General features: G+C 58.2%; 27 protein-coding genes. 9 read left to right on the top strand and 18 right to left on the bottom strand.

The window, feature by feature from the left end:
- Nucleotides 1-101: 101 nt before the first annotated feature.
- Nucleotides 102-1,715 carry an inorganic phosphate transporter gene (locus F2P67_RS07575; RefSeq protein ID WP_166219059.1) on the bottom strand — a complete coding sequence of 538 codons (1,614 nt, stop codon included), beginning with the start codon at nucleotides 1,713-1,715 and terminating at the stop codon, nucleotides 102-104.
- 335 nt (nucleotides 1,716-2,050) lie between these two features.
- Nucleotides 2,051-3,073, bottom strand: a complete 1,023-nt coding sequence (locus tag F2P67_RS07570; protein ID WP_166219057.1) for a transporter — start codon at nucleotides 3,071-3,073, stop codon at nucleotides 2,051-2,053.
- A gap of 275 nt (nucleotides 3,074-3,348) precedes the next feature.
- On the opposite strand from F2P67_RS07570, the gene F2P67_RS07565 reads away from it, so the two are divergent.
- The gene (locus F2P67_RS07565; RefSeq protein ID WP_166219055.1) at nucleotides 3,349-4,971 is read left to right on the top strand and encodes a methyl-accepting chemotaxis protein; all 1,623 of its coding nucleotides are present in this window, start codon (nucleotides 3,349-3,351) and stop codon (nucleotides 4,969-4,971) included.
- Between the two features lie 109 nt (nucleotides 4,972-5,080).
- Nucleotides 5,081-5,521, top strand: coding sequence for a hypothetical protein (locus F2P67_RS07560; protein WP_166219053.1), 441 nt, complete (start codon nucleotides 5,081-5,083; stop codon nucleotides 5,519-5,521).
- Nucleotides 5,522-5,776: 255 nt separating this feature from the next.
- Here F2P67_RS07560 and F2P67_RS07555 read toward each other — a convergent pair whose 3' ends face one another.
- On the bottom strand, nucleotides 5,777-6,082 hold the full coding sequence (locus F2P67_RS07555) for a PepSY domain-containing protein (RefSeq protein ID WP_166219051.1): 306 nt from the start codon (nucleotides 6,080-6,082) through the stop codon (nucleotides 5,777-5,779).
- Nucleotides 6,083-6,252: 170 nt separating this feature from the next.
- Between F2P67_RS07555 and F2P67_RS07550 the strand changes: the two genes are divergently transcribed.
- Nucleotides 6,253-7,131, top strand: coding sequence for a sterol desaturase family protein (locus tag F2P67_RS07550; RefSeq protein ID WP_166219049.1), 879 nt, complete (start codon nucleotides 6,253-6,255; stop codon nucleotides 7,129-7,131).
- Nucleotide 7,132: 1 nt separating this feature from the next.
- On the opposite strand, the gene F2P67_RS07545 is transcribed toward F2P67_RS07550, so the two are convergent.
- Both F2P67_RS07545 and F2P67_RS07540 read right to left on the bottom strand, forming a co-directional pair.
- A complete protein-coding gene (locus tag F2P67_RS07545) occupies nucleotides 7,133-7,816 on the bottom strand; it encodes a helix-turn-helix domain-containing protein (protein WP_166219047.1) in 684 nt (227 codons plus the stop codon).
- Nucleotides 7,817-8,935 carry a glycerophosphodiester phosphodiesterase gene (locus F2P67_RS07540; protein WP_166219045.1) on the bottom strand — a complete coding sequence of 373 codons (1,119 nt, stop codon included), beginning with the start codon at nucleotides 8,933-8,935 and terminating at the stop codon, nucleotides 7,817-7,819. It abuts the gene before it with no gap.
- Between the two features lie 223 nt (nucleotides 8,936-9,158).
- On the opposite strand from F2P67_RS07540, the gene F2P67_RS07535 reads away from it, so the two are divergent.
- Entirely contained in the window at nucleotides 9,159-9,485 is a 327-nt protein-coding gene (locus F2P67_RS07535) for a DUF2025 family protein (RefSeq protein WP_166219043.1), read from the top strand.
- A gap of 118 nt (nucleotides 9,486-9,603) precedes the next feature.
- Here the strand turns inward: F2P67_RS07535 and F2P67_RS07530 are convergent, their stop codons facing one another.
- On the bottom strand, nucleotides 9,604-9,918 hold the full coding sequence (locus F2P67_RS07530; RefSeq protein WP_166219041.1) for an antibiotic biosynthesis monooxygenase family protein: 315 nt from the start codon (nucleotides 9,916-9,918) through the stop codon (nucleotides 9,604-9,606).
- Complete coding sequence (locus tag F2P67_RS07525; protein ID WP_166219039.1) at nucleotides 9,915-10,616, bottom strand: CTP synthase C-terminal region-related (seleno)protein; 702 nt, start codon at nucleotides 10,614-10,616, stop codon at nucleotides 9,915-9,917. The genes F2P67_RS07530 and F2P67_RS07525 overlap by 4 nt, the downstream gene beginning before the upstream one ends.
- 36 nt (nucleotides 10,617-10,652) lie before the next feature.
- On the opposite strand from F2P67_RS07525, the gene F2P67_RS07520 reads away from it, so the two are divergent.
- Nucleotides 10,653-11,600: a LysR family transcriptional regulator gene (locus F2P67_RS07520; RefSeq protein WP_425511018.1), complete on the top strand. Its 948-nt coding sequence runs from the start codon at nucleotides 10,653-10,655 to the stop codon at nucleotides 11,598-11,600.
- Between the two features lie 10 nt (nucleotides 11,601-11,610).
- On the opposite strand, the gene F2P67_RS07515 is transcribed toward F2P67_RS07520, so the two are convergent.
- Complete coding sequence (locus F2P67_RS07515; protein WP_166219250.1) at nucleotides 11,611-12,675, bottom strand: diguanylate cyclase; 1,065 nt, start codon at nucleotides 12,673-12,675, stop codon at nucleotides 11,611-11,613.
- Nucleotides 12,676-12,832: 157 nt separating this feature from the next.
- A complete protein-coding gene (locus tag F2P67_RS07510; protein WP_166219035.1) occupies nucleotides 12,833-13,441 on the bottom strand; it encodes a TetR/AcrR family transcriptional regulator in 609 nt (202 codons plus the stop codon).
- A 216-nt stretch (nucleotides 13,442-13,657) separates the two neighbouring features.
- Between F2P67_RS07510 and F2P67_RS07505 the strand changes: the two genes are divergently transcribed.
- Complete coding sequence (locus F2P67_RS07505; protein ID WP_166219033.1) at nucleotides 13,658-14,713, top strand: MBL fold metallo-hydrolase; 1,056 nt, start codon at nucleotides 13,658-13,660, stop codon at nucleotides 14,711-14,713.
- 142 nt (nucleotides 14,714-14,855) lie between these two features.
- Here F2P67_RS07505 and F2P67_RS07500 read toward each other — a convergent pair whose 3' ends face one another.
- Nucleotides 14,856-15,173: a helix-turn-helix domain-containing protein gene (locus tag F2P67_RS07500; RefSeq protein ID WP_166219031.1), complete on the bottom strand. Its 318-nt coding sequence runs from the start codon at nucleotides 15,171-15,173 to the stop codon at nucleotides 14,856-14,858.
- Nucleotides 15,174-15,266: 93 nt separating this feature from the next.
- The gene (locus F2P67_RS07495; RefSeq protein WP_166219029.1) at nucleotides 15,267-16,034 is read right to left on the bottom strand and encodes an AraC family transcriptional regulator; all 768 of its coding nucleotides are present in this window, start codon (nucleotides 16,032-16,034) and stop codon (nucleotides 15,267-15,269) included.
- Nucleotides 16,035-16,146: 112 nt separating this feature from the next.
- Between F2P67_RS07495 and F2P67_RS07490 the strand changes: the two genes are divergently transcribed.
- The 3 genes from F2P67_RS07490 (at nucleotide 16,147) to F2P67_RS07480 (ending at nucleotide 19,523) form a co-directional block, all read left to right on the top strand.
- Entirely contained in the window at nucleotides 16,147-16,962 is an 816-nt protein-coding gene (locus F2P67_RS07490) for a sulfite exporter TauE/SafE family protein (protein ID WP_166219027.1), read from the top strand.
- 90 nt (nucleotides 16,963-17,052) lie between these two features.
- A complete protein-coding gene (locus F2P67_RS07485) occupies nucleotides 17,053-18,201 on the top strand; it encodes a hypothetical protein (RefSeq protein WP_166219025.1) in 1,149 nt (382 codons plus the stop codon).
- Between the two features lie 125 nt (nucleotides 18,202-18,326).
- Nucleotides 18,327-19,523 carry a hypothetical protein gene (locus tag F2P67_RS07480; protein ID WP_166219023.1) on the top strand — a complete coding sequence of 399 codons (1,197 nt, stop codon included), beginning with the start codon at nucleotides 18,327-18,329 and terminating at the stop codon, nucleotides 19,521-19,523.
- Between the two features lie 3 nt (nucleotides 19,524-19,526).
- Here the strand turns inward: F2P67_RS07480 and F2P67_RS07475 are convergent, their stop codons facing one another.
- From F2P67_RS07475 to F2P67_RS07445, 7 genes are all read right to left on the bottom strand, one after another.
- Entirely contained in the window at nucleotides 19,527-20,513 is a 987-nt protein-coding gene (locus F2P67_RS07475; RefSeq protein WP_166219021.1) for a hypothetical protein, read from the bottom strand.
- 138 nt (nucleotides 20,514-20,651) lie between these two features.
- On the bottom strand, nucleotides 20,652-20,882 hold the full coding sequence (locus tag F2P67_RS07470) for a DUF7683 domain-containing protein (protein WP_166219019.1): 231 nt from the start codon (nucleotides 20,880-20,882) through the stop codon (nucleotides 20,652-20,654).
- Nucleotides 20,883-20,924: 42 nt separating this feature from the next.
- Nucleotides 20,925-21,158: a DUF7683 domain-containing protein gene (locus tag F2P67_RS07465; RefSeq protein WP_166219017.1), complete on the bottom strand. Its 234-nt coding sequence runs from the start codon at nucleotides 21,156-21,158 to the stop codon at nucleotides 20,925-20,927.
- The gene (locus F2P67_RS07460; protein ID WP_166219015.1) at nucleotides 21,155-22,348 is read right to left on the bottom strand and encodes an S-type pyocin domain-containing protein; all 1,194 of its coding nucleotides are present in this window, start codon (nucleotides 22,346-22,348) and stop codon (nucleotides 21,155-21,157) included. Before F2P67_RS07460 ends, F2P67_RS07465 begins: the two co-directional genes overlap by 4 nt.
- Nucleotides 22,349-22,527: 179 nt before the next feature.
- Nucleotides 22,528-23,241, bottom strand: coding sequence for an HNH endonuclease (locus F2P67_RS07455; RefSeq protein ID WP_166219013.1), 714 nt, complete (start codon nucleotides 23,239-23,241; stop codon nucleotides 22,528-22,530).
- Nucleotides 23,242-23,354: 113 nt separating this feature from the next.
- Nucleotides 23,355-23,888, bottom strand: a complete 534-nt coding sequence (locus F2P67_RS07450) for a BRO-N domain-containing protein (protein WP_166219011.1) — start codon at nucleotides 23,886-23,888, stop codon at nucleotides 23,355-23,357.
- A 347-nt stretch (nucleotides 23,889-24,235) separates the two neighbouring features.
- Nucleotides 24,236-25,486 (bottom strand): ribonucleotide-diphosphate reductase subunit beta, encoded by a 1,251-nt coding sequence (locus tag F2P67_RS07445; protein WP_166219009.1) that lies wholly within the window; start codon nucleotides 25,484-25,486, stop codon nucleotides 24,236-24,238.
- Nucleotides 25,487-25,512 lie beyond the last annotated feature (26 nt).

Here is a 25,512-nt window from a genome sequence, read left to right as displayed (position 1 = left end):
GGAGGGGGCTTGCTCCCGAAAGCAGTGTTTCAGCCGACATCAACATCGGCTGACCCTCCGCCTTCGGGAGCAAGCCCCCTCCCACAATGGTTTTGTGTAGATCAGAAGATCTGGGTGAATAGCCAGTAGAGGCTGCCCGACAACAGAATCGCCGCCGGCAACGTCAGCACCCAGGCCATCAGCAAATTACGGATGGTCTTCATCTGCAAGCCGCCGCCATTGGCGACCATGGTCCCGGCCACGCCGGAAGACAACACGTGGGTAGTCGAAACGGGTAAGCCAAACATGTCGGCGGCGCCGATGGTCAGCATCGCCACGGTTTCCGCCGACGCGCCCTGGGCGTACGTCAGGTGGGTCTTGCCGATTTTTTCGCCCACCGTCACCACAATCCGCTTCCAGCCGACCATGGTGCCCAGCCCCAGCGCGATGGCCACGGCGATCTTCACCCACAACGGAATAAAGCGCGTGGCGTTGTCGATCTGCTGCTTGAACAGTTGCAGTTTGCTGCTGGTGTCGGTGTCGAAGTTACCGACCTTGTTCTTGTCCATCAGGCGAATGCTTTCGCTGGCCAGGTACATGTCGTTGCGCACGTTGCCCATCGCCTCAGCCGGTACTTTCGCCAGCGAGCCGTAGCCTTTGACTTCTTCGCCGATGTGCCCGGTGAGGGAGGCGAGGGCGGGGATCAGCTGCGGTGTGGCTTCCTTGCTGCGCACATAATCGGAGAGGACTGCGCGTGGATCGGCCGGTGCCGGCAGTGGCGCACTTTTCACCAGCGCTTGCTGGGTCACTTGGGCGACAGCGGCGAACTGCAACGATTGTTCTTCCGGCATGGTGCGGTTCAACGCGTAGGCCATCGGCAAGGTGCCGACCAGAATCAGCATGATCAGGCCCATGCCTTTCTGGCCGTCATTGGAGCCGTGGGCAAAGGACACGCCGGTGCAGGTGAGGATCAGCAAACCGCGAATCCACCACGGCGGCGGGGTGTTGCCTTCGGGGGCCTTGTACAGCGAACGGTTCTTCACGAAGGCGCGCAGCGCCAGCAGCAATAGCGCCGCACAACCGAAACCGACCAGTGGCGACAGCAGCAGCGCGTAGCCGATCTTGGTCGCTTGTGCCCAATCGACACCGCTGGTGCCATCACGCCCGTGCATCAAGGCATTGGCCACGCCGACGCCGATGATCGAGCCGATCAACGTGTGCGACGACGAGGCCGGCAGGCCTAGCCACCAGGTGCCGAGGTTCCACAAAATCGCGGCGATCAACAGGGCGAAAATCATCGCGAAACCGGCGGATGAACCGACCTGCAGAATCAACTCCACCGGCAGCAACGCGATGATGCCGAACGCCACCGCGCCGCTTGAGAGCAGCACCCCGAGGAAATTGAAGAACCCCGACCAGACCACCGCGACATTCGGCGGCAGCGAATGGGTATAAATCACCGTGGCCACGGCGTTGGCGGTGTCGTGGAAACCGTTGACGAACTCGAAGCCCAGCGCAATCAGCAGCGCCACGCCGAGCAGCAGAAACGGCGTCCAGGTGGTGACCACCGTGCCCAGCTCGTGCATGTCGTGCATCAGGCTGTAGGCGGTGAACAGCATCCCCATGGCCAGCACGGCGAAAAACACCACGTAGGTGAAGGGCCCGGTTTTCTTGTCCAGCGCTGGCCTGCCGCTGGGGGCGGACGCCTGGCTGGTGGTCAGGGAGGGAGTAGCCATGAGCGGACAATCCTGAGCGAGGGAAGGAGTGTTGCCCATGATCGTTGCAGAATGTTACAGAGAGACTGCGTCAGGTCAGTGTTTGGATGAATAGCCTGACCATTGATCTAAAGGGAAATGAAAGAGTGGGTGCAATGATTTAACTGTGGCGAGGGGATTTATCCCCGCTGGGTTGCGAAGCAGCCCCAAAACCATTCACCTCGGTGTATCTGTTCAACCGCGTTCACCGGATATACGACTGCTGCGCAGCCGAACGGGGATAAATCCCCTCGCCACAGGATCTCTGTCACCAAGATAGTACTCTGTCACTCCAATGGATTTGCGGTGGCCAAGGGTCAGTAATCCCCGCGCTTACGGAAGGCCCAGCGCCCGGCAATCACCGTGAACGTCGCCACCAGCGCCACCAATATCCAGAACCCCTCCGGATCCTGCGACAGCGGCACACCGCCCACATTCATCCCGAAAAAACCGGCAATGATATTGATCGGCAGCGCCAGCACCGTGACCACGGTCAGGGTGAACAGGGTCCGGTTGCTCTGTTCGTTGAGGTTGGCGGCGATCTCTTCCTGGAGCAGTTTGATCCGCTCGCCGAGGGCGGTGAGGTCGTTGATGATCAGCGCAAACTCCTCGGTGGATTTGCGCAGCTCCTTGACGTCCTCCTTTTGCAACCACGGCGGCGGGCGATTGAGCAAGCGCAACAGAGAACCCGGTTCCAATGCCAGCAGCCGTTGCAGACGCACCAGCACCCGGCGGTTGGCGCCGAGTTCGGCGCGGTTGGTCGACAGGCGCGAGGAGAGCAATTCGTCCTCGACCTGATCGACGCTCAGGCTGGTCTTGCGCACGATTTGCGTCAGCACTTCGCCCTGATCGCGCAACAGATGCACCAGTAGCTCCGACGGCGAACGAAAGCGCTCGCCGGCCTTCACCGACGAGCGCAACTTGTCCACCGAGTGCAGCGGTTGCAGGCGCGCGCTGACGATCAGTTTGCTGCGCACGCAGACCCACAGTGTCGAGACATCAGAGGAGACCATGCTGCTGAGGTTGAACACCACGTCGTTGACCACCGCCAGCAACGCCGAATCGACATGCTCGATGCGCGTCGAACGCGAGCCTTCGTGCAACGCCTCGAAAAATTCTTCAGGCAATTGCAGATGGCTTTTCATCCAGCGCTCGCACGCCGCGTGCGCCAGGTTCAAGTGCAGCCAGAGGAATTCGCCGCTGTCGCTGTCGTCTTGCAAACATCGCAGAGCTGTCGCCGAGTCGACTTCACGGCCCCGCTCGCCGGGCAGAAAGCGGAAGCCGTAGAGCAAGCCGAAAAGGTCAGGATCGCGATGGCTGGTGTCGAGGCTGTGGTTCATGAAGGCTCGCTGCGAGGAGGGTGTCTGGCGCGGAAGTTACAGATTCACCTGAGCGGCATCATCGCAATGTCACATGACGCTTGTGTGACAGCAAAATGACGTCAAATCAATGTGTTACCGGCGGTCGGAAAATCTTCAAGAAGCGCTCTGGCGCGCCGATCACAGGTGCGTTAGGTTGCGCGCCATTGGCCCAGCGCCAAGGTTCGCCGACAGGGAAGTCCGGCCAATTTTCACGCCTGAATCGGCGTGCCTCATCCCTGTCCTGAGTACCTGCGATGCTGCAAAAATCCCTGAGAGCGCAAATTCTCGCCCTGCTGAGTGGCAGCCTTTTGGCGATGCTGTTGATCGCGCTGGCCTGCTTTCATTTCCTGTCCAACGGCGTGCAGAGCTACAGCCAGTTGATCGCAGGTCCCTTGCACACCTCGCAACTGATTGACGAAGCCAACCTGCAATTCAAGGTGCAGGTGCAGGAATGGAAAAACGTTTTGCTGCGCGGCAAGCAACCGGCGGATCTGGCCAAGTACTGGGGCCAGTTCGAAGATCGTCAGCGCGATGTGCAGAACATTCTTGGGGAACTGGCCAGTCAGAAAGGCATCGAGCCCAGCTTGAAATCGCGCATCGAACGCCTGCGTGACGAGCATCGTCAACTCGGCGCTGCCTACCAGAAGGGCCGCGATGCCTACGTGGCCGCCGGTGGTGATCCGACAGCGGGCGACAACGCCGTCAAAGGCGTGGACCGCGCCGCCAGCGATCAGATGAGCGAACTGGTCAGCGAACTGCGCAAGCAGGGCACCGAGCAGTCGGCGCTGATCAGTGCCGAAGCCGATCGCACCGTGTGGCTGGGGCTGTTGGTGATGCTCGCCTCGGGCCTGCTGATCGGTCTGTTGAGCCTGTGGCTGGTCAACCGCAACCTGGTCGAACCGATCCGCAAACTGATCGACTACGTGACGCAACTAAGTCGCGGCAAACTGGCCGAGCGCGTGGTCAGCGACCGTCAGGACGAGCTGGGCAACCTTGCCGCAGCGGCCAACACCCTGCGTGATTTCCTCGCTGAAACCTTCACCCGTCTGCAGCGCAGCGCCAGTGATCTGGACAGTGCCAGCGGCGAGCTGAATGCGATTGCCACGACCATGGCTGGCGGCACCAACGAGCAGTTCAACCGCACCGACCAGGTCGCCACGGCGATGAACGAAATGTCTGCCACTGCCCAGGAAGTGGCGCGCCACGCTGCCGACGCCGCGCGGGCTGCCGATGATGCCGATCAGTCTGCGCAGCAGGGTGAAAAGGTCATGCAGAGCACCATTCATTCGATCACGCAGATGCGCAGCGAAATCGCCAACACGGCCACCGTGATCCGTCGTCTGGAAGCAGACAGCGGTCGCATCGGCAAGGTGCTGGAAGTGATTCGCGGCATTGCCGAGCAGACCAACCTGCTGGCGCTGAACGCGGCCATCGAAGCGGCGCGTGCCGGTGAAGCCGGCCGTGGTTTTGCCGTGGTCGCCGACGAAGTGCGCAACCTCGCCCAGCGCACGGCGGAGTCGATCATCGAGATCAACCAGATAATCCAGAGCGTGCAGACCGGCGCGGTCGACGCGGCCCAGGCCATCGACAGTGGCCAGACCCGCAGCGACGAAAGCGTCGAGCAAGTGACCCAGGCCGGCGCCATGCTCGAGCGCATCACCCATGCCGTGGAAGCGATCCGCGACATGAACCGCCAGATTGCCACGGCAGCCGAAGAACAAACCTCGGTGGCTGAAGACATCTCGCGCAACCTGACCGAAATCACTTCGATTGCCAGCACCAACCTCGACAACGTGCAGCGCACGGAAAGCGCCAGCCAGAACCTGCACGGTCTGTCCGGGCAACTGAACGAGGTCACCGCGCGCCTCAGCGCCTGACCGGCTGACTGTGTACCGGTTCGGATACCGAGTCGGTACACAGTCGATCTCAATTCAATGCGGCCAGCGCCGATGACCGGTCAACGACAACCGGCACTGGAGCCTTCCCATGGTCAGCATCACTTCTGTTTCGATCAACCAGACCCTCAGCACGTCCACCAGCAAAACGGCGATCAGCGACGTCGGCGAAGACACGTCAACCACGGCCGTCGCGGGCACTGGCGCTACCACTGATGCAGCAAAAGCGGCCGGCGGTGCGGCGCCATCGGGCGACAGCAGTTCCAGCAGCAGCGAAGAATCGGATTCGGTGAAAGAACTGCGCAAGCAGATCGCCGAACTGCAAAAGCAACTGCAGGAACAGCAGCAGGCGTTGCAAGCCGCGCAGGCGAAACAGGAAAGTGCCGACGCCAAGGCTACCGAAGTGGCCTCCGCACAAGCGCAGGTCACCGCCACCTCGGCCTCGCTGTCCACCGCAACAGCTTCATTGTTGCAGGCCTTGCAGGATTCCGATTCAAGCACCTCGGGTTCGCTGGTCAGCACCTCGGCGTGAAGCCTTTTCCCCTCACCCTAGCCCTCTCCCAAAGGGCGAGGGGACTGACCGCGGTGATTATTCGAGCTACGCCGACCCGAAAAATCGAGCCGAGCTCAGGCTTTGAAAAGCCCCCGATTTGCTCCCTTTCCCCCTCGCCCCCTTGGGGGAGAGGGCTGGGGTGAGGGGGAGAAAATCTCACCGACACCAAATCTAAAAAGCCGAACGCAAAAAAGCCGCACGATTTCTCAATCGTGCGGCTTCTCATATTCTCTATCAGTTGTCTTGCTTGTTGCTCAGCACCTTGCCGGTGGTGGCGTCGAAGTCGACGTCGAACTCTTTGCCATCGGCGGTTTTCAGTTCCACTTCGTACTCGTAACCGTTGAAGTGGTTATCCAGATCGGTGTCGGTGATGGTCGCCCCCGGGTGCAGTTTCAGCGCTTCGGCGTTCATCGATTCCAGCGACTTGATCTTGCCCGACTTGACCAGTTCAGGGATCTGATCGACTCGGACATCAGCCTGGGCCAAGCCAGCGGTGAGGGTCAGGGCAGCGGCGGTAAACAGGGCAGTCAAAGTTTTCATCGGTTCAATCCTTTTGGGTGTTTATCTAAGCGGATGTGCTGTTTCAGTGGGTTCAGATTAATCACCGCAACTTAACTCACCCTTAATCTCGCCTCGGCGGTTTGCGTCGTTTGTTCAATTGCCGCAAGCCGCAACCTTTCATGCTCTGCCTTCGATCAAGGGAGGTGAACATGAAACGATTGATGACCGGGTTGTACGCGCCGCTGTTCTGGGGCGGGTTTATCGCGGGCGGGTTGTGGCTCGCCGAGCTGTCGACGCTGTGGTTGTTGCCGCTGTTTCTCGCCGCGTTGGCGGTGTCGTTCGCAGCAGAGTGGGCGATGCCGTATGAGGCGTTTTGTAATCTTCCGGCCGGTGATCGCAGGCGTGACATCTGCCATGCGCTGGTCAACGAAGCGTTGAGTGCACTGGGTTTACTCGCGTTGCCGGGTCTGGTCACGCTGCTGGCGATTGAAGGTGTCTGGCCCAGGGGCTGGCCGTTGTGGTTGCAATTGGGAATGGCGATATTCATCGCCGACGCCGGTATCAGCCTGATGCATTACGCCAGCCATCGCGTGTCGTGGCTGTGGCGATTACACGCCGTGCATCACAGTGTTGAACGCTTATACGGTTTCAACGGATTGATGAAGCATCCATTGCATCAACTGCTCGAAGCCTCGGCGGGGCTGTTGCCGTTGCTGGTGCTCGGCATCCCTTCACCGGTTGCGGCGCTGTTGGCGTTCGCCATCGCGATTCAACTGTTGTTGCAGCATTCGAATGTCGATATGCGCCTCGGATTTCTGCGCTGGATTTTCGCCTGGGCGCCGCTGCATCGTTTCCATCACATGAAATATGGCCGCGCCGGCGACGTTAATTTCGGGTTGTTCTTCACCGTGTGGGACTGGCTGTCGGGTACCGGTTTCTACACCGAGGATTACCGCATCGGCCAAGGCGATCTGGGGATTGGCAACCGCCCGGATTTCCCCCGCGACTATGTGGGGCAATTGTTTTATCCGTTCGCAGCGGTGAGGTTGAGTCGCGAACCACACGTGCCCGACGCGCTGCGCCGCTGACTCAGTCGAGCAGTTTCAGTTCGATGTGCTGCAAGGCCTGGCGCGCGGTGACACCGAAGAGTTTTTTCAAGCTGCGCGAGAAGTGCGCCGAATCGGCAAATCCGGCGGAGTGTGCCGCGAGGGTGACCGGGTCACCGGCCAGAATCGCCGCCATCGCCCTGCGCAGACGCCGCCACAACACCAGCCTGCGCACTGGCAAACCAACCTGGCTGACCAACAGTCGCTGCAACTGACTCAGGGACAGATTCGCCGTGTCGGCGACGGCGCGGGCGGCGACCTTATCGGACAGCGATGCGTCCACTGCGGCCAGTGCACGTTCGATGCGCGAGTCACTCAGCGAACGACGCGGGCATTGGCATATCGCCCGATGAAGCTCGGGCAACGTCAGTTCGGCGTTAAACAACGCATCACGCAACGTGTCTGCTGCAAACATCAACGGTTCGGCGTAAACGGTGAACAGCGGATCCGGCGCTTCAACAATCGCATGGCGCACGTTTGAGACAATCAACAGCCGCGAGGCGCTGACGACTTCACCCTCGAGCAACACCGTCGCCGGTCGCTCGGGGGCAAGGATAATCTGGTGGGCATAGTGGCAATGGGGCGCGGTGCGCCCCGACACTCCGTGGATCAGGCCATAGTCGCGCCCCAGCCAGAGGCGGCCTGTCCACTCGGTGTGTGCGGTCACTCAGAAACCGTTGTTCTTCAACACCTGATCGACACTGACGGCGGCCGGGCGTTTATAGAATTTCAACAGTTCGCTGGCGCGGTTGGTGAAGATGCCGTCCACGCCGGCGGCCATGACTTTCTCGAAGTCCACCGGCTCATCGACGGTGTAGACGTGCACCAGCAGACCCTGATCGTGGGTGTATTTGTTCATCCACGGTTGCACCAGATCCGAATAACTCTGGTCGCCGCCCTTGGTCAACTTCGCCGAAGGACCGGTGCCGATCGCACCTTGCGCCTTGGCGTAGTCGATCCACTGCTTGAATTCAGCTTCGGATTTCGGCTCCTGCTTGCCGTAGAACGCGTTCTTGTCCTTCTCGCCCGACTCGGCAAACGTTACGTTCGATTTAGGTTCAATGCTGCCTTCGCCAACCCACAGCAGGAGGATTTTCGGCACTTGCGGCATTTCCTTTTGCAGCAGTTCGAGGCTGTTCTTCTCGAAGGTCTGCAGGATCACCTTGCCTTTGCCCTGACCGACACCCAGCTCGCTCTTGGCCAGTTTCGAACCGGCCGGGCTCAGCCAGCCGCGATCCTGCAGTTTTTCTTTCAGGTCGTGTTCGATGCCAGGGAACAGTTGCGGTTCTTTGGTCTCGATGTACAGGCCCGGTTTGTGTTGCGGGTTGGCCTGGGCGATGTCGATGATTTCATCGAGGGTGAGGATTTTCAGCCCGGCGAAGGACGCACGCGCGCGATCCGGGTAAGCCTTGTTGTACCAGCTGCCGGCGTCGAGGGTTTTCAGTTCGGCCATGGTGAATGCTGTGGCCGGGCTGTCCTTGCGCTCCGGGAACTTGCTCGCGACGTCGGTGGTGCGCTGCAGGTTGTTGTCATGCAGGGCGAACAACACGCCGTCCTTGCTGCGTTGCAGGTCCATTTCCAGGTAATCGGCGCCCAGGTCGCGTGCCAGTTTGTAGGAGGCGGCGGTGGATTCCGGAGCATCGAACGACGCGCCACGGTGGGCGATGACCGCCGGGTGCGGAATGCCGTGGGCGGCGGCCAGCGCATCGATATCGGCGGCGTGCGCCTGACCGAAACCGAGCATCAGGCTCAGCATGAGGGCGCTTTTGGTGAAAGTGGCGGGCATGTTCGAGTTCCTTTCGCAGGGCATTTTCAAAGACGTACCTTTTAACAACTGAATCGATTGCGTGCTATCGCCAGACCGACATAAACGTATTAAAAGCGATTTTTCCTGCACTTTTGTGGCGCTGTTTGCAGTACGCTTGCCCTCAGCAGACGCCCCGGCAGAGGGCGCGCCCACTGATTCGCCCTGCGTGTAAACCATCGATCAACATTTCGTGAGGTTTACCATGCGCATCACCTCTCAACTCATCTGCCAGGCCGCCGACGACCTCAAGGGTTTTGTCGGCCTCAATCGCAAGACCGGCCACTACATCGTGCGCTTCAGCGAAGATTCGTTCGGCATGGACGTGGCCGATGACGGCATCATCCCCACCAGCGAATTTGTCTGGGCGCAGGCGTCGGACACGACCATGACCCTTAAGCGTGAGTTGATCCAGTTGTTGCTGGATCAGAATATTGATGACCGGATCAACATCACCGAGCCGTTGCGGGTTTATATGAGCAAGGTTGAAGTGCCGGAGATTGTGGCGGTGCGCAGTCTGGTGCGGGGCTGAAGTTTTTGCAGTGACTGTCGGAGCCTCTTCGCGAGCAGGCTCGTTTCCACATTCTGGAATGCGTTCCCCTGCGGAAGCGGGCTTGCTCGCGAAGACGGCCTACTGCGCGCCATCGCACTCAATGACCGAAGCGATACTCGCGCTCAACCCGACACACCCGCGTCTGAAACGCCGAATACCAGACATCCCGGCCGCGCTTCTGAATCACCCGGTGCTCGGGATGGTTGCGCCACGCCAGAATTGCCGACTCACTGTCCCAGTACGACACAGTGATCCCCACACCATCAGCCCCGCGAATCGAATCAATGCCGAGAAACCCCGGCTGCTGGCTGACCAGTTCCATCATGCGCTCGGAGGCCGCGGCGTAACCGTTGTCACCCTCGGTACGGGTCGAGGTGAAAATGACCGCGAAGCAATCGGTATTCGGCTTCATCGGCATTGCTCCGCACACGCTTTGACAAACGCCCGCACCAGCGGTGGTGTCTGGCCCTTGAGCGCTGCGCGTTCAGGCTGAAACAGCGTGGCGACGAAAAACGGATGCCCCTCCAACTCAATCGCCCGCAAGTCCCCCGTCGAATCATGACCCACGGCCTGTAGCCGATTGTTTAAAAATTCACGTTCGAACTGCGGATTCACCCCGAAGCGGCAGCGATAACCTTCACGAATCTCGGACGTTTCGTACGCTTGGGCGATCAACGAACCGGCCACCAGATGAATGCTGTCCATGGCTTCGACCAGCGAACAGGTCAGCGGCGTGAGCACCGCTCTTTTTGAGTCTGGCGAGGTTTCGCCATGTTCTGCGTCGGCCCAGCCCAATACGTTGCGGGAAAATTCCAGCACCGCATGCTGAAAACCGCCGCAGGTACCGAGGAAAGGACGCAGTTGCTCGCGGGCAAAACGGATCGCCCGCAGCGCACCGGCTTCACTTTTGTAGGGGCTGGCCGGGACGCACCAGAAGCCGTCGAATGCTGTCAGCTCGGTGTTAGCGTCGATCTGATCGGTGCCCAGCCATTTGAAAACAAGAGGGCGGCCGAGGTGTTCTGCCACCCGACCAAGGGCCACGGGAATGGCCTGGTGCGCGGTCACTTGCGGGTCGTAATCGCCGATCAGGGCGATGGAAATGGCGTCCATGGGATTTCCTTTCTGCTGTGGTGTGTTGTCGCAAGAATGCGATTGTCCGTGGCTGGCGCTCACTATAGATTGGCGTTCACGCACTCAATATTGGCGTTTCCCCAAGTGATCAATGCAGCGACGCACTATCGGCTCGACTACCCTGACCTCGCTCTGATCCTCGCCTTGGTGCGCGGCGGCTCTCTGGCCCGGGCATCGCAGCTGTTAAAAGTAGACGTGTCGACGGTGTTCCGCGCGGTGCGCCGGCTAGAGGCCGCCCTCGGCCAGCAACTGTTCGAAAAAAGCCGTGCCGGTTACCTGCCGACCACACTCGCGCAAACCCTCGCCGAACAGGCAGAACGCGCCGAGCAGGCGCTGGACGCCGCACGTATCGGCGTGGAGCAGGGCGGCGAAGTGATCAGCGGCACGGTGCGCCTGACCTGCACCGATTCGGTGTTGCAAGGTTTGCTGTTGCCGGCACTGGCGCAATTCATGCCGAACTACCCGGCATTGACTATCGAACTGAGCACTTCCAACGATTTCGCCAACCTCAGCCGTCGCGACGCCGACATCGCCCTGCGCCTGACGCGCACGCCTCCGGAACATCTGGTCGGACGACAATTGGCGAAGATTTCCTACCGGGTCTGCGGCAGTCAGCGTTATCTGCAAAAGCATGATCCGGCGGATCAGGCCGCCCTCACGTGGATCGCCCCGGATGACTTTCTGCCCGATCACCCGACCATCGCCTGGCGTCGTCAGCAGTTGCCGGGCGTTACGCCGGGTTATCGTTGCAACAGCATGCTGTCGGTCACCGAACTGGTGCGTGCCGGGATGGGGGTGGCGGCGTTGCCGGACTTCCTGATCAATGAAGGGCTGCAGCCGCTGAGTGAGCCGTTGCAAGGTTGCGATACGGCGTTGTGGCTGCTGACTCGCCCGGATTGCCGGGCATTGCGCTCGGTGGTCACGCTGTTCGATGAATTGGGGCGAGCACTGCGATTGCCATGATCGGCTGGGGCTAAATACCGGCACCTGTCGCCGAGTGATTCAGCGCCACGCTGATGGTGTTGCGACCGGTGTGTTTGGCGGTGTACAGCGCTTTGTCGGCATCATCCAGCCAGGCAATCGCATCGCTGTAGGACGACTGAAAACGCGCCAGTCCAATGCTCAGGCTGACCCGCAATTGCGGCACATCGGCATGACGGTATTGGTCCAATGCCTGACGCAGTTGCTCCATCAAGGCTTCGGCTTTGCTCAGCGGCAGATTCGGCAGAATCACGCAGAACTCATCCCCTCCGTAGCGCCCGGCCATTTCGTATTCATCGAGCAGGCGTTTGAGCTCGCGACTCAGTTGTTGCAGCACGGCATCACCGACGATGTGGCCGTAACTGTCGTTGATCACTTTGAAATGATCGATATCGATCAGCGCCAGAATGGCGTTGGTATTGTGCTGGCGGCACTGCTGGAACTTCAGGTGCAGCAGGTCTTTCCAGGCGCCGTGATTGAGCAGTCCCGTCAGGCTGTCGGTGCGGCTCAGTGCACTCAGGGCGCGTTTGTGTTGAGCCAGTTTGATTGCCAACTGGTAACAGACCATCCCGAGCGCGAGGGGATAAAGGGTCAGCATCGGCAGGCAGGCCCAGACCTGGGTTTGGGTCATGCTCAGGCTGAATTTGAAACCGAACAGCAGTCCGCCAAGCAAGACGCCGGCGACTTGGGCGAGGGCGCCGAAGATGAACAGGCGACGGCCACCGGCGGCGACGTTGTTCATGGTCATCATCGACAGAATGGTCACGGCGGTCAGCGGGTTGAACTGGAAACACGCTGTCCAGAACCCGCCACACAACGAGTCGTACAAGAGATTGCGGCGCTCGGCCTGATAGGGGAATGCCGAGCGGGTCGACACTTGAAACGCCAGATGCGGCCAGAGAAAACCGTTAAATACCAGCAACACCCAGAGCCAGGCTGGCATGTTCAACGGATACAGCGCTGCAGCCACGCTGAAAAAACCGACGCCCAGCCCGATAGCCCTTGGCAGGTAAATGCGTCTGGCGAATGACAAACCCTTGCCGCGTTGGTTTTCCATGATGTCCTGCGCGAAATTCATCCTGAAATACTTTGCAGTATTTTCCTCAGGCAGACCGTCCGTCGGCCAATTGTCGGACATTGTCATTTATTCCAACGGGAATAATCAGTGTCCTTCCGAGCCATTTAATCGGTGAGACGCGCAGGAGAACGGCGTTTCAGAGCTGGTAGTGCGCCAGAAACATTTCCAGCGCCGACTCCACGACGGTGGTCTGCATCTCGGCATCGAGGGCTGCACGGCCCATCGACATTTGCGGCCAGAAGCCAAAAGTCTTCAGCAAGCCCTGTACCTGATGCGCGGCAAACTCAGGATCGACCGGTTTCAGCCTGCCATCGGCCTGCGCGGCGCGGATCCACACGGTCATTGCCTCCTCGCGCTCACCCATGCGCTCGACCATGTTTTGCGCGCGCTCAGGGGAGTGAATCGTCGCCGCAATCGCCACCCGTGCCAGCGTCAGAAAGTTTTCGTCCGCCATCATCTGCACCTTGGCCTGCAGCATCTGCCGCAATTGATCGCGCAGCGGTTGGTCAGGGCTATAGGACACCGACTGCTCTGCGCTGATTCGCGCCCACAACTGGTTGAGAATTTCGGCGAAAAGTTCTTCCTTGCTGGGGAAATGGTTGTACACCGTGCGCTTCGACACCCCGGCGGTGGCGGCGATTTTGTCCATGCTGGTGATTTCGAAACCATTGGCACGAAATTCGGCAATCGACGCCTGAATGATGGCTTCGCGTTTGCGGTCGGTGAGGCGCTGTGGAGCTGTCATAAGTACGCTTCGGCAGGAAAAGATTGAAATTACACTTGGCAGTTTACTTGTCGGCAGCTTTGCTGCAACCTAGAAACTACACCGACCAGTGTAATGTTGCGTTAATCCACGCAACCTAAAAAACAGAAAGTCCGGCTGATGCGTGCGTGCCTTGGCCATTTATCGTCCCATCGTGAAACGCCGTGAATTGCACGGTGTTTCTGGAGTCATTCAGTCATGGCCAATCCAGTTTCCCTCCCGGATAAAACATCCACGCCTGAAGCCTCTCGACAGGATCAAGGGCTGTTCCGCAACCATGCGCCGGTGCAGCGCGAAGGCGTGCGCAAGATGCTGCGGATCATGTGGAACATGATTTTCCACAAACCGCGCAACACCCGGCCCGCTGCGGCGATCCCGGTGCAATCGCTGAGCCGGGAAGATCTGCTGGCAGCACCCAACCACAGTGTCTGGCGCCTCGGCCATTCCACGCTGTTGCTGAAAATGCAGGACAAGTTCTGGATCACCGATCCGGTCTTCGCCGAGCGTGCTTCACCAGTGCAATGGGCCGGGCCGAAGCGCTTTCACCAGCCACCGATCAGCATCGACCAGTTGCCGCCTATCGAAGCGGTGATCCTGTCGCACAACCATTACGACCACCTCGATTACGCCGCGGTGCTCAAACTCGCCGCCAAGACCAACGTCTTCCTGACTCCGCTGGGCGTCGGTGACACCCTGATCAAATGGGGCATCGACGCCAGCAAAATCCGCCAGTTCGACTGGTGGCAGGGCACTGAGGTCGCCGGCATTCGCTTTATCGCCACGCCGTCGCAGCACTTCTCCGGCCGTGGTCTGTTCGATGGCAACAGCACACTGTGGGCCTCGTGGGTGATGATCGACGGCGATACCCGAATCTTCTTTAGCGGCGACAGCGGCTACTTCGACGGCTTCAAACGCATCGGCGAACAGTTCGGCCCCTTCGATCTGACCCTGATGGAAACCGGCGCCTACAACGTCGAATGGCCACACGTGCACATGCAACCAGAACAAACCCTGCAAGCCCACATCGACCTCAAGGGCCGCTGGCTGTTTCCGATCCACAACGGCACGTTCGACCTGGCAATGCATGCCTGGCACGAACCGTTCGACCGGATACTGGCGCTCGCCTGGGAGCGCAGCGTTTCGATCACCACGCCGCAAATGGGTGAAGCGTTCAACATCGCTCAACCACAACGCGGGAATGCCTGGTGGTTGGCGGTTGAAGGTGAGAGTGGGGCGGTGGTGCAGAACGCCTGATGCCAATCAGTGAGAGCTGATGTTGATCTTGTGGTGAGGGGATTTATCCCCGATGGACTGCGCAGCAGGCCACTTCTTCGAGGGCCGCTCGCGGATCGTCGGGGATAAATCCCCTCACCACAACTGCTTACTCAGCAAATGCTCACTCCGCCATCGCATAATCCCCACGCCCCGCCGTTTCCGCAGCCATTGCATTCAGACTCGCACTACGCCCCGGCGCAAACCCGGGAAAGAACACCAGCCCCTGCGCTTCAAGCCGATAAGCCAACGCCAGACGCGCCGCATCCGCCACCTCTTGCTGCGCTTCAAAGCGCTGAATGTCTTCCGCCGAAACCTCGGCCTCCCGCGACAGCTGATCCACGCTCCAGCCCAACATCGCTCGGGCCTGGACGCAGTGAGTCGGGGTGAACTGGAAAAGGGCAATGCGTTCGAGGATGTGGTTCATCGCAAGAGAGGCCATGGTGTGCTCCGGGCTCAAGAGTGCTGATTGAAAGTGTACTGTGTTTTTGTACAGTTGTTTTTGGCCGGGATCAAACGCAATTTTTGATTTTCCCTAATTCGCCGCCTCCAACCAGACGGACGGTGCCTGACCGAGAATGCGCCGGAACATCGTCGAGAACGCCGCCGGGCTTTCATAACCGAAGTCCAGGGCGATCCGCGTCACCGCTTCACCCGCGGCCAGACGCGCCAGCGCCAGTACCACACAGGCCTGCTGCCGCCATTGGCTGAAACTCAACCCGGTCTGCTGGCGAAACACTCTGTTGAAGGTGCGTAAGCTTATGTGTAACTGGTCGGCCCAGTGCTGCGGCGACTGATGGGCATTGGGTTGATGGAGAAAGTTCTGACACAGCGCGAGCAGCTTTCCTTCAGCCGGCAGCGGAATGTGCAGAGGCAATGGAGCGCTGCGCGCCAGTTCGTGCAGCAACAGATTGATCAACACGCCATCGCGTCCCGACGCGTCATAAGCCAACGGCAACTCCACCGCCTCCATCAACAAGTGCCGCATCAACGGCGAAACGCTGATCACCTGGCAGCGCTCGCCCAAATCCACTGCACCGGGCTCGATGTACAAGCTGCGAGTACTGACCCCGAGCATCAGCACCTCATGAGCCACCCCCGGTGGAATCCACACCGCCCGCTGCGGCGGCACGACCCAGTTGCCGTCATGGGTGCTGACCTGCATCACCCCGGTTGCGCCGTACAGCAACTGCGCCCGCCGATGCGTATGAAAAGGCAGCAAATGTCCGTGGGAATAATCCGTACCGATCGCCACCACCGGGCGCGGCGTGTCATCCAGCAGATTGATCGAAACATTGCGCATCGAGTGATCCTGAACGTTTGGCGTAAACGCAAACATTATTGGCTGACTTGCTGAAGCAGGCCAAGCGCTGGCGTTCTATCGTCGACCGCTCTCTACCACCGGACGACGCGCCATGTTCTATCTTCTGCTGACACTCTTCGGCTGCCTTACCGGCATCACCGCCGTGCTCTTTGGCTTCAGCGGTGGCTTCGTCGTCGTGCCGCTGCTCTATCGCATGCTCACCGCCAGCCACGGCGCCGACGACCCCATCGGCCAATCGGCCATGCACATCGCCGTTGCTACCTCGACCTGCGTAATGATCGTCAACGCCCTGATCGCCACCGACAAACACCGTCGCGCCGGCAACCTGATCTGCCATTACCTGTGGCCGTTGGGCGGGTTCATCGCACTGGGTGCGGTTGTCGGCGCGATCGCGGCGGTGTGGGTCAGCGGTGAAGTCATTCGCTATGCCTTCATCGCCTACCTTGCTGTCACCATCATCGATTGCTTGATCAGGCGCGGATTCCTCACACACACGGAAGGCGTCATCCCGCGTCGACTCGGCACTACCGAAACGTCCGTCGGCGGTGTAGGCATTGGCGCCATTGCGACGTTTCTCGGTGTAGGAGGTAGCGTCATGACCGTGCCGCTACTGCGCCGTTGCGGGCTGAGCATGTCCCAAGCGACGTCCATGGCCAATCCTTTGAGTGTGCCGGTGGCACTGGCGGGAACCCTGACGTACATGGCGCTGGCCGGTTTCAGCGAGACAGACCTGGGGCCATGGTTTGTCGGGTATGTGGATCTGCTGGCGTTTGCGCTGCTGACGGTTGGTTCGTTGCTGGGGATTCGACTGGCTACGCCGTGGATCGGGCGTATTCCGGATCGGGTGCATGCGCGGGTCTACATCGGACTGCTGCTGATGGTGATGATCAGCATGTGCTTGAGCTGAGGCCGAAGGCGCTCGATTCCCCCGCGCAACGTCGACATAATCCACGGCTATTTTTCGCGGGCAGTTGCTCGTTTATTCAAGGATGAAGTGATGTTCCGAGGACTGATACGCCTTTTCGCTGCTCTTTTACTGACGGGGTTATTTGTCTCGACGGCAACTCGGGCCGACAACGGCGCGCAGGTCTACAGCGGCACCCTGGGTAAAGCGGCCATCGTCCTCGAAATAAATCCTCGTACTGGAGACGGTCGTTACTTCTATAAGAAGTACCGCAAGGATCTGCCACTCGACGGTGCCCTGGACGGGGAAACACTGGTGCTGGAAGAAGGTTCGCGAATGGAGGACTCGCGTCCGACCCTTCGTCTGCAGCCGACAACTCATGGTTGGAGTGGCGAGTGGACAAGTTCTGCGGGTAAAACCCTGAAGATCGAGTTAGAGCCAGCCGTTATCCCCGAAGTACCCGCCGATGCCTTGCCTTTTTTCACCACGCTTCACGACAAGTACCCTTACGAATATCTGCGGCTGCAAGGCGTCACACTCAAAAAAGGCAAGACCGACACCTTCATGGGCTACACGCTGCAGTGGTGGACCGAGCCGAAGACTGACACTTCCCTGTTTGAAGTGGTGTCTGGTTACTCCCTCGAAGAGCGTCGACGTATCAACCAAAAATTGATGGCGCGTTTGTGGGGCGAAGTATTGTCTTCTTATGGCTGTTCCGGAAGTTACGCGCAGTGGAGCCAGCCACTGTGGATGTCGTCCACCGTGATGAGTGTGCGGATTTCATCGGGCTATTACTGTGGTGGCGCCTATCCGGATCAAAGCCACGACGCGCTCAACATCGATACCAAAACAGGCAATCTTCTGACCCTTGATGATGTTTTGTGGGTGGGGCAGGGCAAGCCGTTGCACTACGAGGAATATGAAGATTTCGCCGCGGGCTCACCCGGGTCTTCGACAGCGTGGTCGAACTACCGCGCCACTGAACTGGCACCCTGGTTGGTCGCACAGTTGCTGAAACTCTACCCAACCGAAATGACCGTCACCCCCGGGGGTGAAAACGATTGCGGCTACGACGAGGATTATCCCTGGCATTATCCGGGTTGGCACTTCACGGAACAGGGCATCAAGATCGAGCCATCATTTGCCCACGTCGCGGCGGTCTGCGGATTCGTGGACTGGAGCGTTCTGCCGTACACAATCGTCAAACAACATCCGGGTGGGGTTGCACTGCAACTGCCTTGAGGTGGCGTTATCTTTCAAGCGCAGACCCTCGATTACCAAGCGTAACCCCGCCATAATCGCCGCGAATTTATCCGTGCCAGTCTTCCAATGCCGGCACGGCCTCCGCCTCTTTCAAGGATAGATCAATGCTCAAGGGACTGATGCGCCTGGCGCCATACACCGCTGCGCTGTTCTCAATACTGTCCACCGTGCACGCCGAAGACAACCGCATGGTGTTCACCGGCACGCTGGGCAAAATGCCGATCGTCTTCGAAGTCGATACCAGTGACCCGGAGCAAGTTACCGGTCGCTACTTCTACGAGAAATTTCACCGTGATCTAGAGCTTAACGGCACCTATAAAAATGACGTCTTGCTGCTCACAGAGGGCAGCGATCGTATGGAACCGGGCAAACCGTTACCGACGCTGAAACTGCAACAGATAGATGGCGGTTGGAAGGGCGAATGGCAAAACCCAAAAGGCAAAAAACTGCCCGTACTGGTCACCGATACGCCACTTCCCGAAGTGCCGGCGAATGCATTGCCTTACATCGCCAAGTTGCCCAAGACCGAGCCTTACGAATATCTGCGGCTTCAGGGCCTGAAACTCAAAACCGGGAAAAAGCAGGACTTCATGGGCTACTCCCTGCAATGGTGGGAAGAGCCTGATACCAAGATGACCATGTTCAGCATCGAGTCCGGGATGCCAAAAGAGGATCTGCAACGGGTCAACCAGCAGTTGCTCGGCCGCTTGTGGGACGAGGCCATCAGTTACTACGGTTGCCAGTTGCGCGGCCGCGGTTATGCCGAATTCCTCCAGGACGTCACCCCGACGTTTATCTCGCCCAGTGTCATCAGCCTGAACATTTCCACCAGCTACGACTGCGGCGGCGCACACCCGGACTTCGGCGACTCCCCACTTAACATCGATGTGAAAACCGGCCATCCGTTGTCGCTCGAAGACGTGCTTTGGGTGGGCGAGGGCCAACCAATCCTTCACGCCGACCGTTACCGAGGCGGTGACCAGCCGTTGACCGAGGCCGAAGATGCCGCGCGCTCCAAGTATCAACGCGAAGTATTTATGCCGTGGCTGATCAAACAACTCACCGCGTTGTACCCGGATGAAATGAAGAAACCGGCGGAGGGAGATGAAGACAGTTGCGACTTCACCAATGAAGACAACTGGAGCTATTCCAACTGGCACTTCACAGAAAAAGGTTTGTACTTGGGCGCATATTTCGCCCGCGTAGAGCGAGCCTGCGATTCACCTGACTGGTCGATCCTGCCGTACTCGCTGATCAAACAACACCCCGGCGCCGTCAACTTGCAACTACCCCAGGGCTGACCGTCACTCCAGACCCGGCGCTTCACGGATGATGAAGTGATCCAGGTTCTCGATATTGGCATTGAAGACCTCGAAAGGCTTTTCGGGGTTCTTCTTGCCCGGCACCTGCTTCAACTCCGGCGTCACCCCATAGAAGAAACAGAACAACGCCTTGTCGCTATCCACCGCGTGCTTGATCTCTTCCAGAAACGCCTTGCGCTTGCGGTAGTTGTCGATCAGCTTCTTGTTCAGATAAACGCTGACTGGATACGGCTTCTTCTTGCTGTCTTCCGGCTTCTTGAACCAGACCTTGTCCTCGAAATCGATACGAAAACTGGCACTGTGGAAGTCCTCGATCTTCTTGATCCGCCCCCAGTAAATCAGCCCCTTGTTGTCCGTCAGATACTCGATCTTTTTGAAGAACGAACTGTACGGCGCCGAATGCTCACCGACCTTCAACGGCATCCGCTTGAGCAACTCCTTGTCGGCGAAGTTGGAAACAAAACACTCCACCGGATGCGCAAACACACTGGTCTTGTCCGGCGCCGACTCACGACTCGCCGACTCTTTACCACTGTCCGCCGCCACCCGAACTGGATCATCCCGCAACACATCCGCCGCCCCCGCTGGCGCGACAGGCTTGCGCACATACTCACGCCGGGTCAGCAACAACTCTGATGGGAAGTGTTCCTCGCGACCGTCATCAGTCTCGCCATCCGCAGTCTCAACGCCAGACGCTGAAGCCTTCAAACTTACATACGGACAGCCCGCTACATGCTGCGTCGTGGGCAGATTCTTGAAGTGCGGCGTGCGCACGTAATTCACATTCTTGGCGTTGAACGTACCCAACTCGTTGGAAGCCTCGAACGCCGAACGACAGGCATCGTTGGGGCACTGGAAGTGTTCCTTCGCCGAGTCGAAGGCAACCGTCTCATCGAAATTGAGATCGCGAACATCATAGATCGACAACTTGTCGTCGAGGCTGAGGCAGTAGGCGAGATCGAATTTCATGGTGGGGCTCGGATCCTTGAGTGGGGGAGGGGTATTAATAGCGGGAGGCGGCGCGGGTTGCACTGATTGTTTTCAGGATGATGCGGAATCTCTCTGGACCAATCGGTTTGTCATGCTCACCGGTGTCAGACCCGTCATTTACACATTGGAGCTGAGCTGGAATTTATAAGCAGGGTTATAGATTTCTTTTCCCAGTAGTTTTTCCAGGGCTCCAAGCTGTTCGTGCGAGAGATCGTATCCCTCCCATCCTTGCTGTTCCACCGTCCATCCCATGATGGTTTTTATCGCCTGATCTGATCCACTCGGGAGTTTCTCTTCAAAAGCCAGGAAACCGCTTTCTTTATCAAATGCCTCGATTAGGTAGATCATGGTTCTACTATCCACGTGCCGTCGCTGGGTTGCCCTGAACTTTTAATGTTCGTAGCTAGCGAGTTGGTAATCGTATTGAGGATCGTAGAAGTAATTTCCGGTTAGCGTTTCCAGTTGCGCTAGCTGCTGAAAATCAAGATCGTAACCGTAGAGTTCGTCTTCTGCGTCATTCCATTTCATGATGACTCGCAGCTGCTCGATATCCTCAGCCGAGATAGGCACTTCGAAAATCAGAGCTTCGGTGGATCGATCAAACGCATAAATTACGTGAGTCATGGTTCTATCCTTCTCTTTGAATCGGCCGGTTTGTTCTGCTCACCAGTGTCAGCATCGAATTCGCCCAGATGCCGACCGCGTTTGTCGTACATCTCTACTGCTCCATGTTGATAATCCCATTCCAGAATTTGCCCATCCTTGGTTTTCCAACGCATACGAGTACCTCGTCCTTTGACCCTGGTCTTCTGTTTTGCTGGTGTTGCGTCGGGAAACGCACTTAATCCTTTGGGTGCCGGATGATATTTGTGATCAGAAACACTCACCACAATATAAACCGGCCTTACGCCCGAACTCTCCGGAAACACCAGAATGAAATCCTTGTACTCCGGTGGGTAAACCGGATTCACAAGGATGTCGTTGGCCGCTTTCGTTGGCGGGTAAACCCAGATATGAGGTGCCCGCGGGGCAGCTTCGAGAGCAGGAATGCCGAGGATGTCGGAGCCGTCAACGGCGGGTGTCCAGATCAGCTCGACGCCTTCACCCAGATTCGCGACGTACTGACTGTCCCGTTTTTCCAGTTTCACGACATCGACCATTTCCCAGTCGCGATTCTTGCCGGTGTAGAAGGCATAACCTTTGAGACTGCCATCGGTTTTTTGCTCGATGCTCAGGCGAACTCGGGTGCGGGCCTGCTTGAGGGCGCGCAATTGTTCCTCGGTGTAGAGAGCGCTGTCACCCAGGCTGGGCGTCCAGAGCAAAGCGACCATGCTGGACATGAGTGCGGCACCGGTAGCGCCAATGGCGGCTCCAAGACCTATCGCTGGCGTGGCGAGTGTCGGGCTTCGAAGAGCAAGACGCCCAACACCGAGTGAAACGGTACTGCCGCTGATGGTCTGCAGGTTCTGTAGTCCGGCATCATCGGCCTTGCGGGTACCGAGCAACGCGAATTCGCCGTAATCCCTCAGACTGTCGGTCGGCACCATCCCGGAGGGATTCGAGTAATCAATGATCGCGTCCGGCAGCTTGCAAGATTTCGCGAACACGCATCCGGCCCGAACCGCGTCGTCTTTTTTGCCAGCGACCTGCCGGCTGCGCTCAAACGCATCCTGCCGGGCCAACATGGCCTCATAAGCGTTCTGCCTGGCTTCGCGCTCGGCCAGTTCGGTCGCGTTCATGAATCGGTAGGTAACGTGATGCCCGTCGCCTGAAGGTGGGTTTCTGACCCGGGGAATATCCTTTTTGCCAGCCACTGATCATCCTTTCGTTCATTTATCGGTCGCACCGGAAAGAAGCCGGGCGACGTTAACGAAGGTGATGCATTGAGGCTGTAGGACGGTTCTTGGATGAGGTTGGGAAATGTCGCTGTTTGATTTGGAGGTCAGTGCAGAGTCTTTGGGACGTTGGGATTCCTCGGCACAAGTTTGATCCTCTATTCAGGCCTCAACCGCTCGACTTTCTTATAAAACTCAGCGGTGAACTCTTTTTTATCGCTGGAATGGTGGCAACGACGATGGCAGTTCGGGCACAGCGCGACCGTGTTGCATATGCGGTCGGTTCCGCCATCAATAAGGTGCTTAACATGATGGACTTCAAGAAAGGGGCGGCCGTTTGCACTAACGAATGGTGCGGTTTGCCCGCAACCTTCACAAATGCCTTGGGAGTGCTTGAGTACCCATTTCTTTACGCTCTGGGCGCGGGCAAGTCTCACGACAGTGGAGGTCGTCTCTTTAGGGTTAAGAACGCCCACTGGCGCTTCATTCTGTTGAGGTGCAGTGACCTCGACCAACTGAAGCGGAGTAAATGTAACAGCTCGCTGTTCGCCTTTTCGTAATGCGTGGATGCCCTTCTTCGCGAGGAATTCCTTGATCCGTTTACTCACGCCAGAACCAAGGTTCTTTGCCGAAACGTAGCCGGTAATTCGCTGCTGCCCCAATTGCTCCATCACCGCAGAGATGTTCTGCATGCGGTACTCGACGGAGGAGGCACTGCGTTTGTTTAGCGGGCCTTCACGCAATAGACGGTTTTCGTCTGCCTTTTTGAATGGCTGCTTTTGCTGCTCAAGAGCAAACATCTTCAGATAAGCGTCCACCGAAGCCTCTAGCTCTTCATCGCTCCAGCCAGTCTTTTCTTTCGAGATATCCATACAGTCGCCGAGGGTTGAAAACCCTCGGACGATACTGAGTGGCCATCACTTCTGTCTACGAAAAATCCTACATAAAAAAGCGACGGATCCTGCGGGATCCTACAAACCCATCCCTAGCCCATCGAGTGCTTCGAGGACTGAAAAATCTGCGTAACCCGTCGCCACCAGGGTTTCTCTAGAGAAGCTCGACGTGGATTTTGATCATTCAACAGGTAAGGCATATCCCGAAGTCGAATCCAGCCCTCATCTTGCCAATGCAGCAAGCTCAATGACATCTCCGGCCAATCCAACAAGCTCAACATTGGCCGATTCGAATCTCCTGAATCCTCCGCATCGCGCAAGGTCGGCACTACCTCGTTGGTCAGCCACTCCCGCAACAACCGATTCCCCGGTACGTAGTGATACACCAACAGCGCATACACCCCAGATTCACTGAGCATCAGTTGCTGTTCAGGTTCTCGAAAGTACTCAATCCACATGACGCGGCGCTGGTCGCTATCTAGCTTGTTGACCACCCGACCATTCAGATGGAAACCCATCAAACGGCCGACATCACGGGCGGAAAACCATGGCTGGTTTTCGAGTAGAAGGGCGTGTAGAGAAAGATTGTGGCGAGAGAAGACTGTTACCGAGCATGGATCAGACATATCTATGACCTCTACGTTTTGGATTTGAGAGGGCCTGACCCCAACGTAGAGCGGACCTAAGAAATTCCAACGAGCAGAGCCGTTGCCACCGACGAATTACGCGTCTGTGTCACTGACCAAGCTATCTACGTTGGGCGTTTCTTAGGCACCTGCGATAGAGCTTAGTAGCGCTCGCAGCACGCTTCAATGGGAAGCGACTGTAAGTGCTGTAGGAGAGTGAGCGCTGTGGCGTAGGCGTAAAAAGTTTTACCCATCGCCCATAAAAAAGCCCCGATCAGATCGGGGCTTTTTGCTTTCTCGACTCGTCGATTGAGGCAGCAATCGTCAAATCATGCCAAGCGAGACTATTAGTCCCAGCTCAACGCACCACCAGTTTGGTATTCGATCACGCGAGTCTCAAAGAAATTCTTCTCTTTCTTCAAGTCCATAATCTCGCTCATCCAAGGAAACGGGTTAGTCGTCCCTGGATATTCCTCTTTAAGGCCGATCTGCGACAAACGACGGTTAGCGATGAACTTCAGATAGTCCTCCATCATCGCCGCGTTCATGCCCAATACTCCACGAGGCATGGTGTCACGTGCGTATTCGATCTCCAGCTGCGTACCCTGCAGAATCATCTGGGTCGCTTCTTCTTTCATTTCGGCATCCCACAGGTGTGGGTTTTCGATTTTGATCTGGTTGATCACGTCGATGCCGAAGTTCAGGTGCATGGATTCGTCGCGCAGGATGTATTGGAACTGCTCGGCGACGCCGGTCATTTTGTTGCGGCGGCCCATGGAGAGGATTTGGGTGAAGCCGCAGTAGAAGAAGATGCCTTCCAGAACGCAGTAGTAGGCGATCAGGTTGCGCAGCAACTCTTTGTCGGTGTCCGGGGTGCCGGTTTCGAACTTCGGATCGGAGATCGAACGGGTGTATTTCAGGCCCCAGGCTGCCTTTTTGGCTACCGATGGGATCTCGTGGTACATGTTGAAGATTTCGCCTTCATCCATGGCCAGCGATTCGATGCAGTATTGGTAGGCGTGGGTGTGGATCGCCTCTTCGAAAGCCTGGCGCAGGATGTACTGGCGGCATTCCGGGTTGGTGATCAGGCGGTACACGGCCAGGACCAGGTTGTTGGCAACCAGGGAGTCGGCGGTGGAGAAGAAGCCGAGGTTGCGCATGACGATGCGACGCTCGTCGTCGGTCAGGCCTTCCGGGTCTTTCCAGAGGGCGATGTCGGCGGTCATGTTGACTTCTTGCGGCATCCAGTGGTTTGCGCAACCGTCCAGATATTTCTGCCAGGCCCAGTCGTACTTGAATGGCACGAGTTGGTTGAGGTCGGCGCGGCAGTTGATCATGCGCTTTTCGTCAACGGCGACACGGGCGGAGGCGCCTTCGAGTTCGGCGAGGCCTTCGGCGACGTCGAGGGAGTTCAGTGCAGCCTTGGCGCGGGCCACGGCGGCCGAGTCGGCGGCGGTGACGGCGCGGGCTTCGAGTGCCGCGGCACCGCCGGCGTTGTCGAGGCGGTCCATGTTGGCTTCAGTAGCGTGGCCGGCGTTGGCGCCTTTCACTGCTGCTACTTCACTGTCTTCTTTGTCGAATTCGTCCCAGCTCAGCATGACGTGTCGTCTCCTGCGTGAGGGCC

The sequence above is a fragment of the Pseudomonas atagonensis genome (genome assembly GCF_011369485.1).
Classification (GTDB): Bacteria; Pseudomonadota; Gammaproteobacteria; order Pseudomonadales; family Pseudomonadaceae; genus Aquipseudomonas; species Aquipseudomonas atagonensis.
Note: the sequence above shows the minus strand (reverse complement) of the source record. Positions and strands in the feature narration are given on the sequence as shown.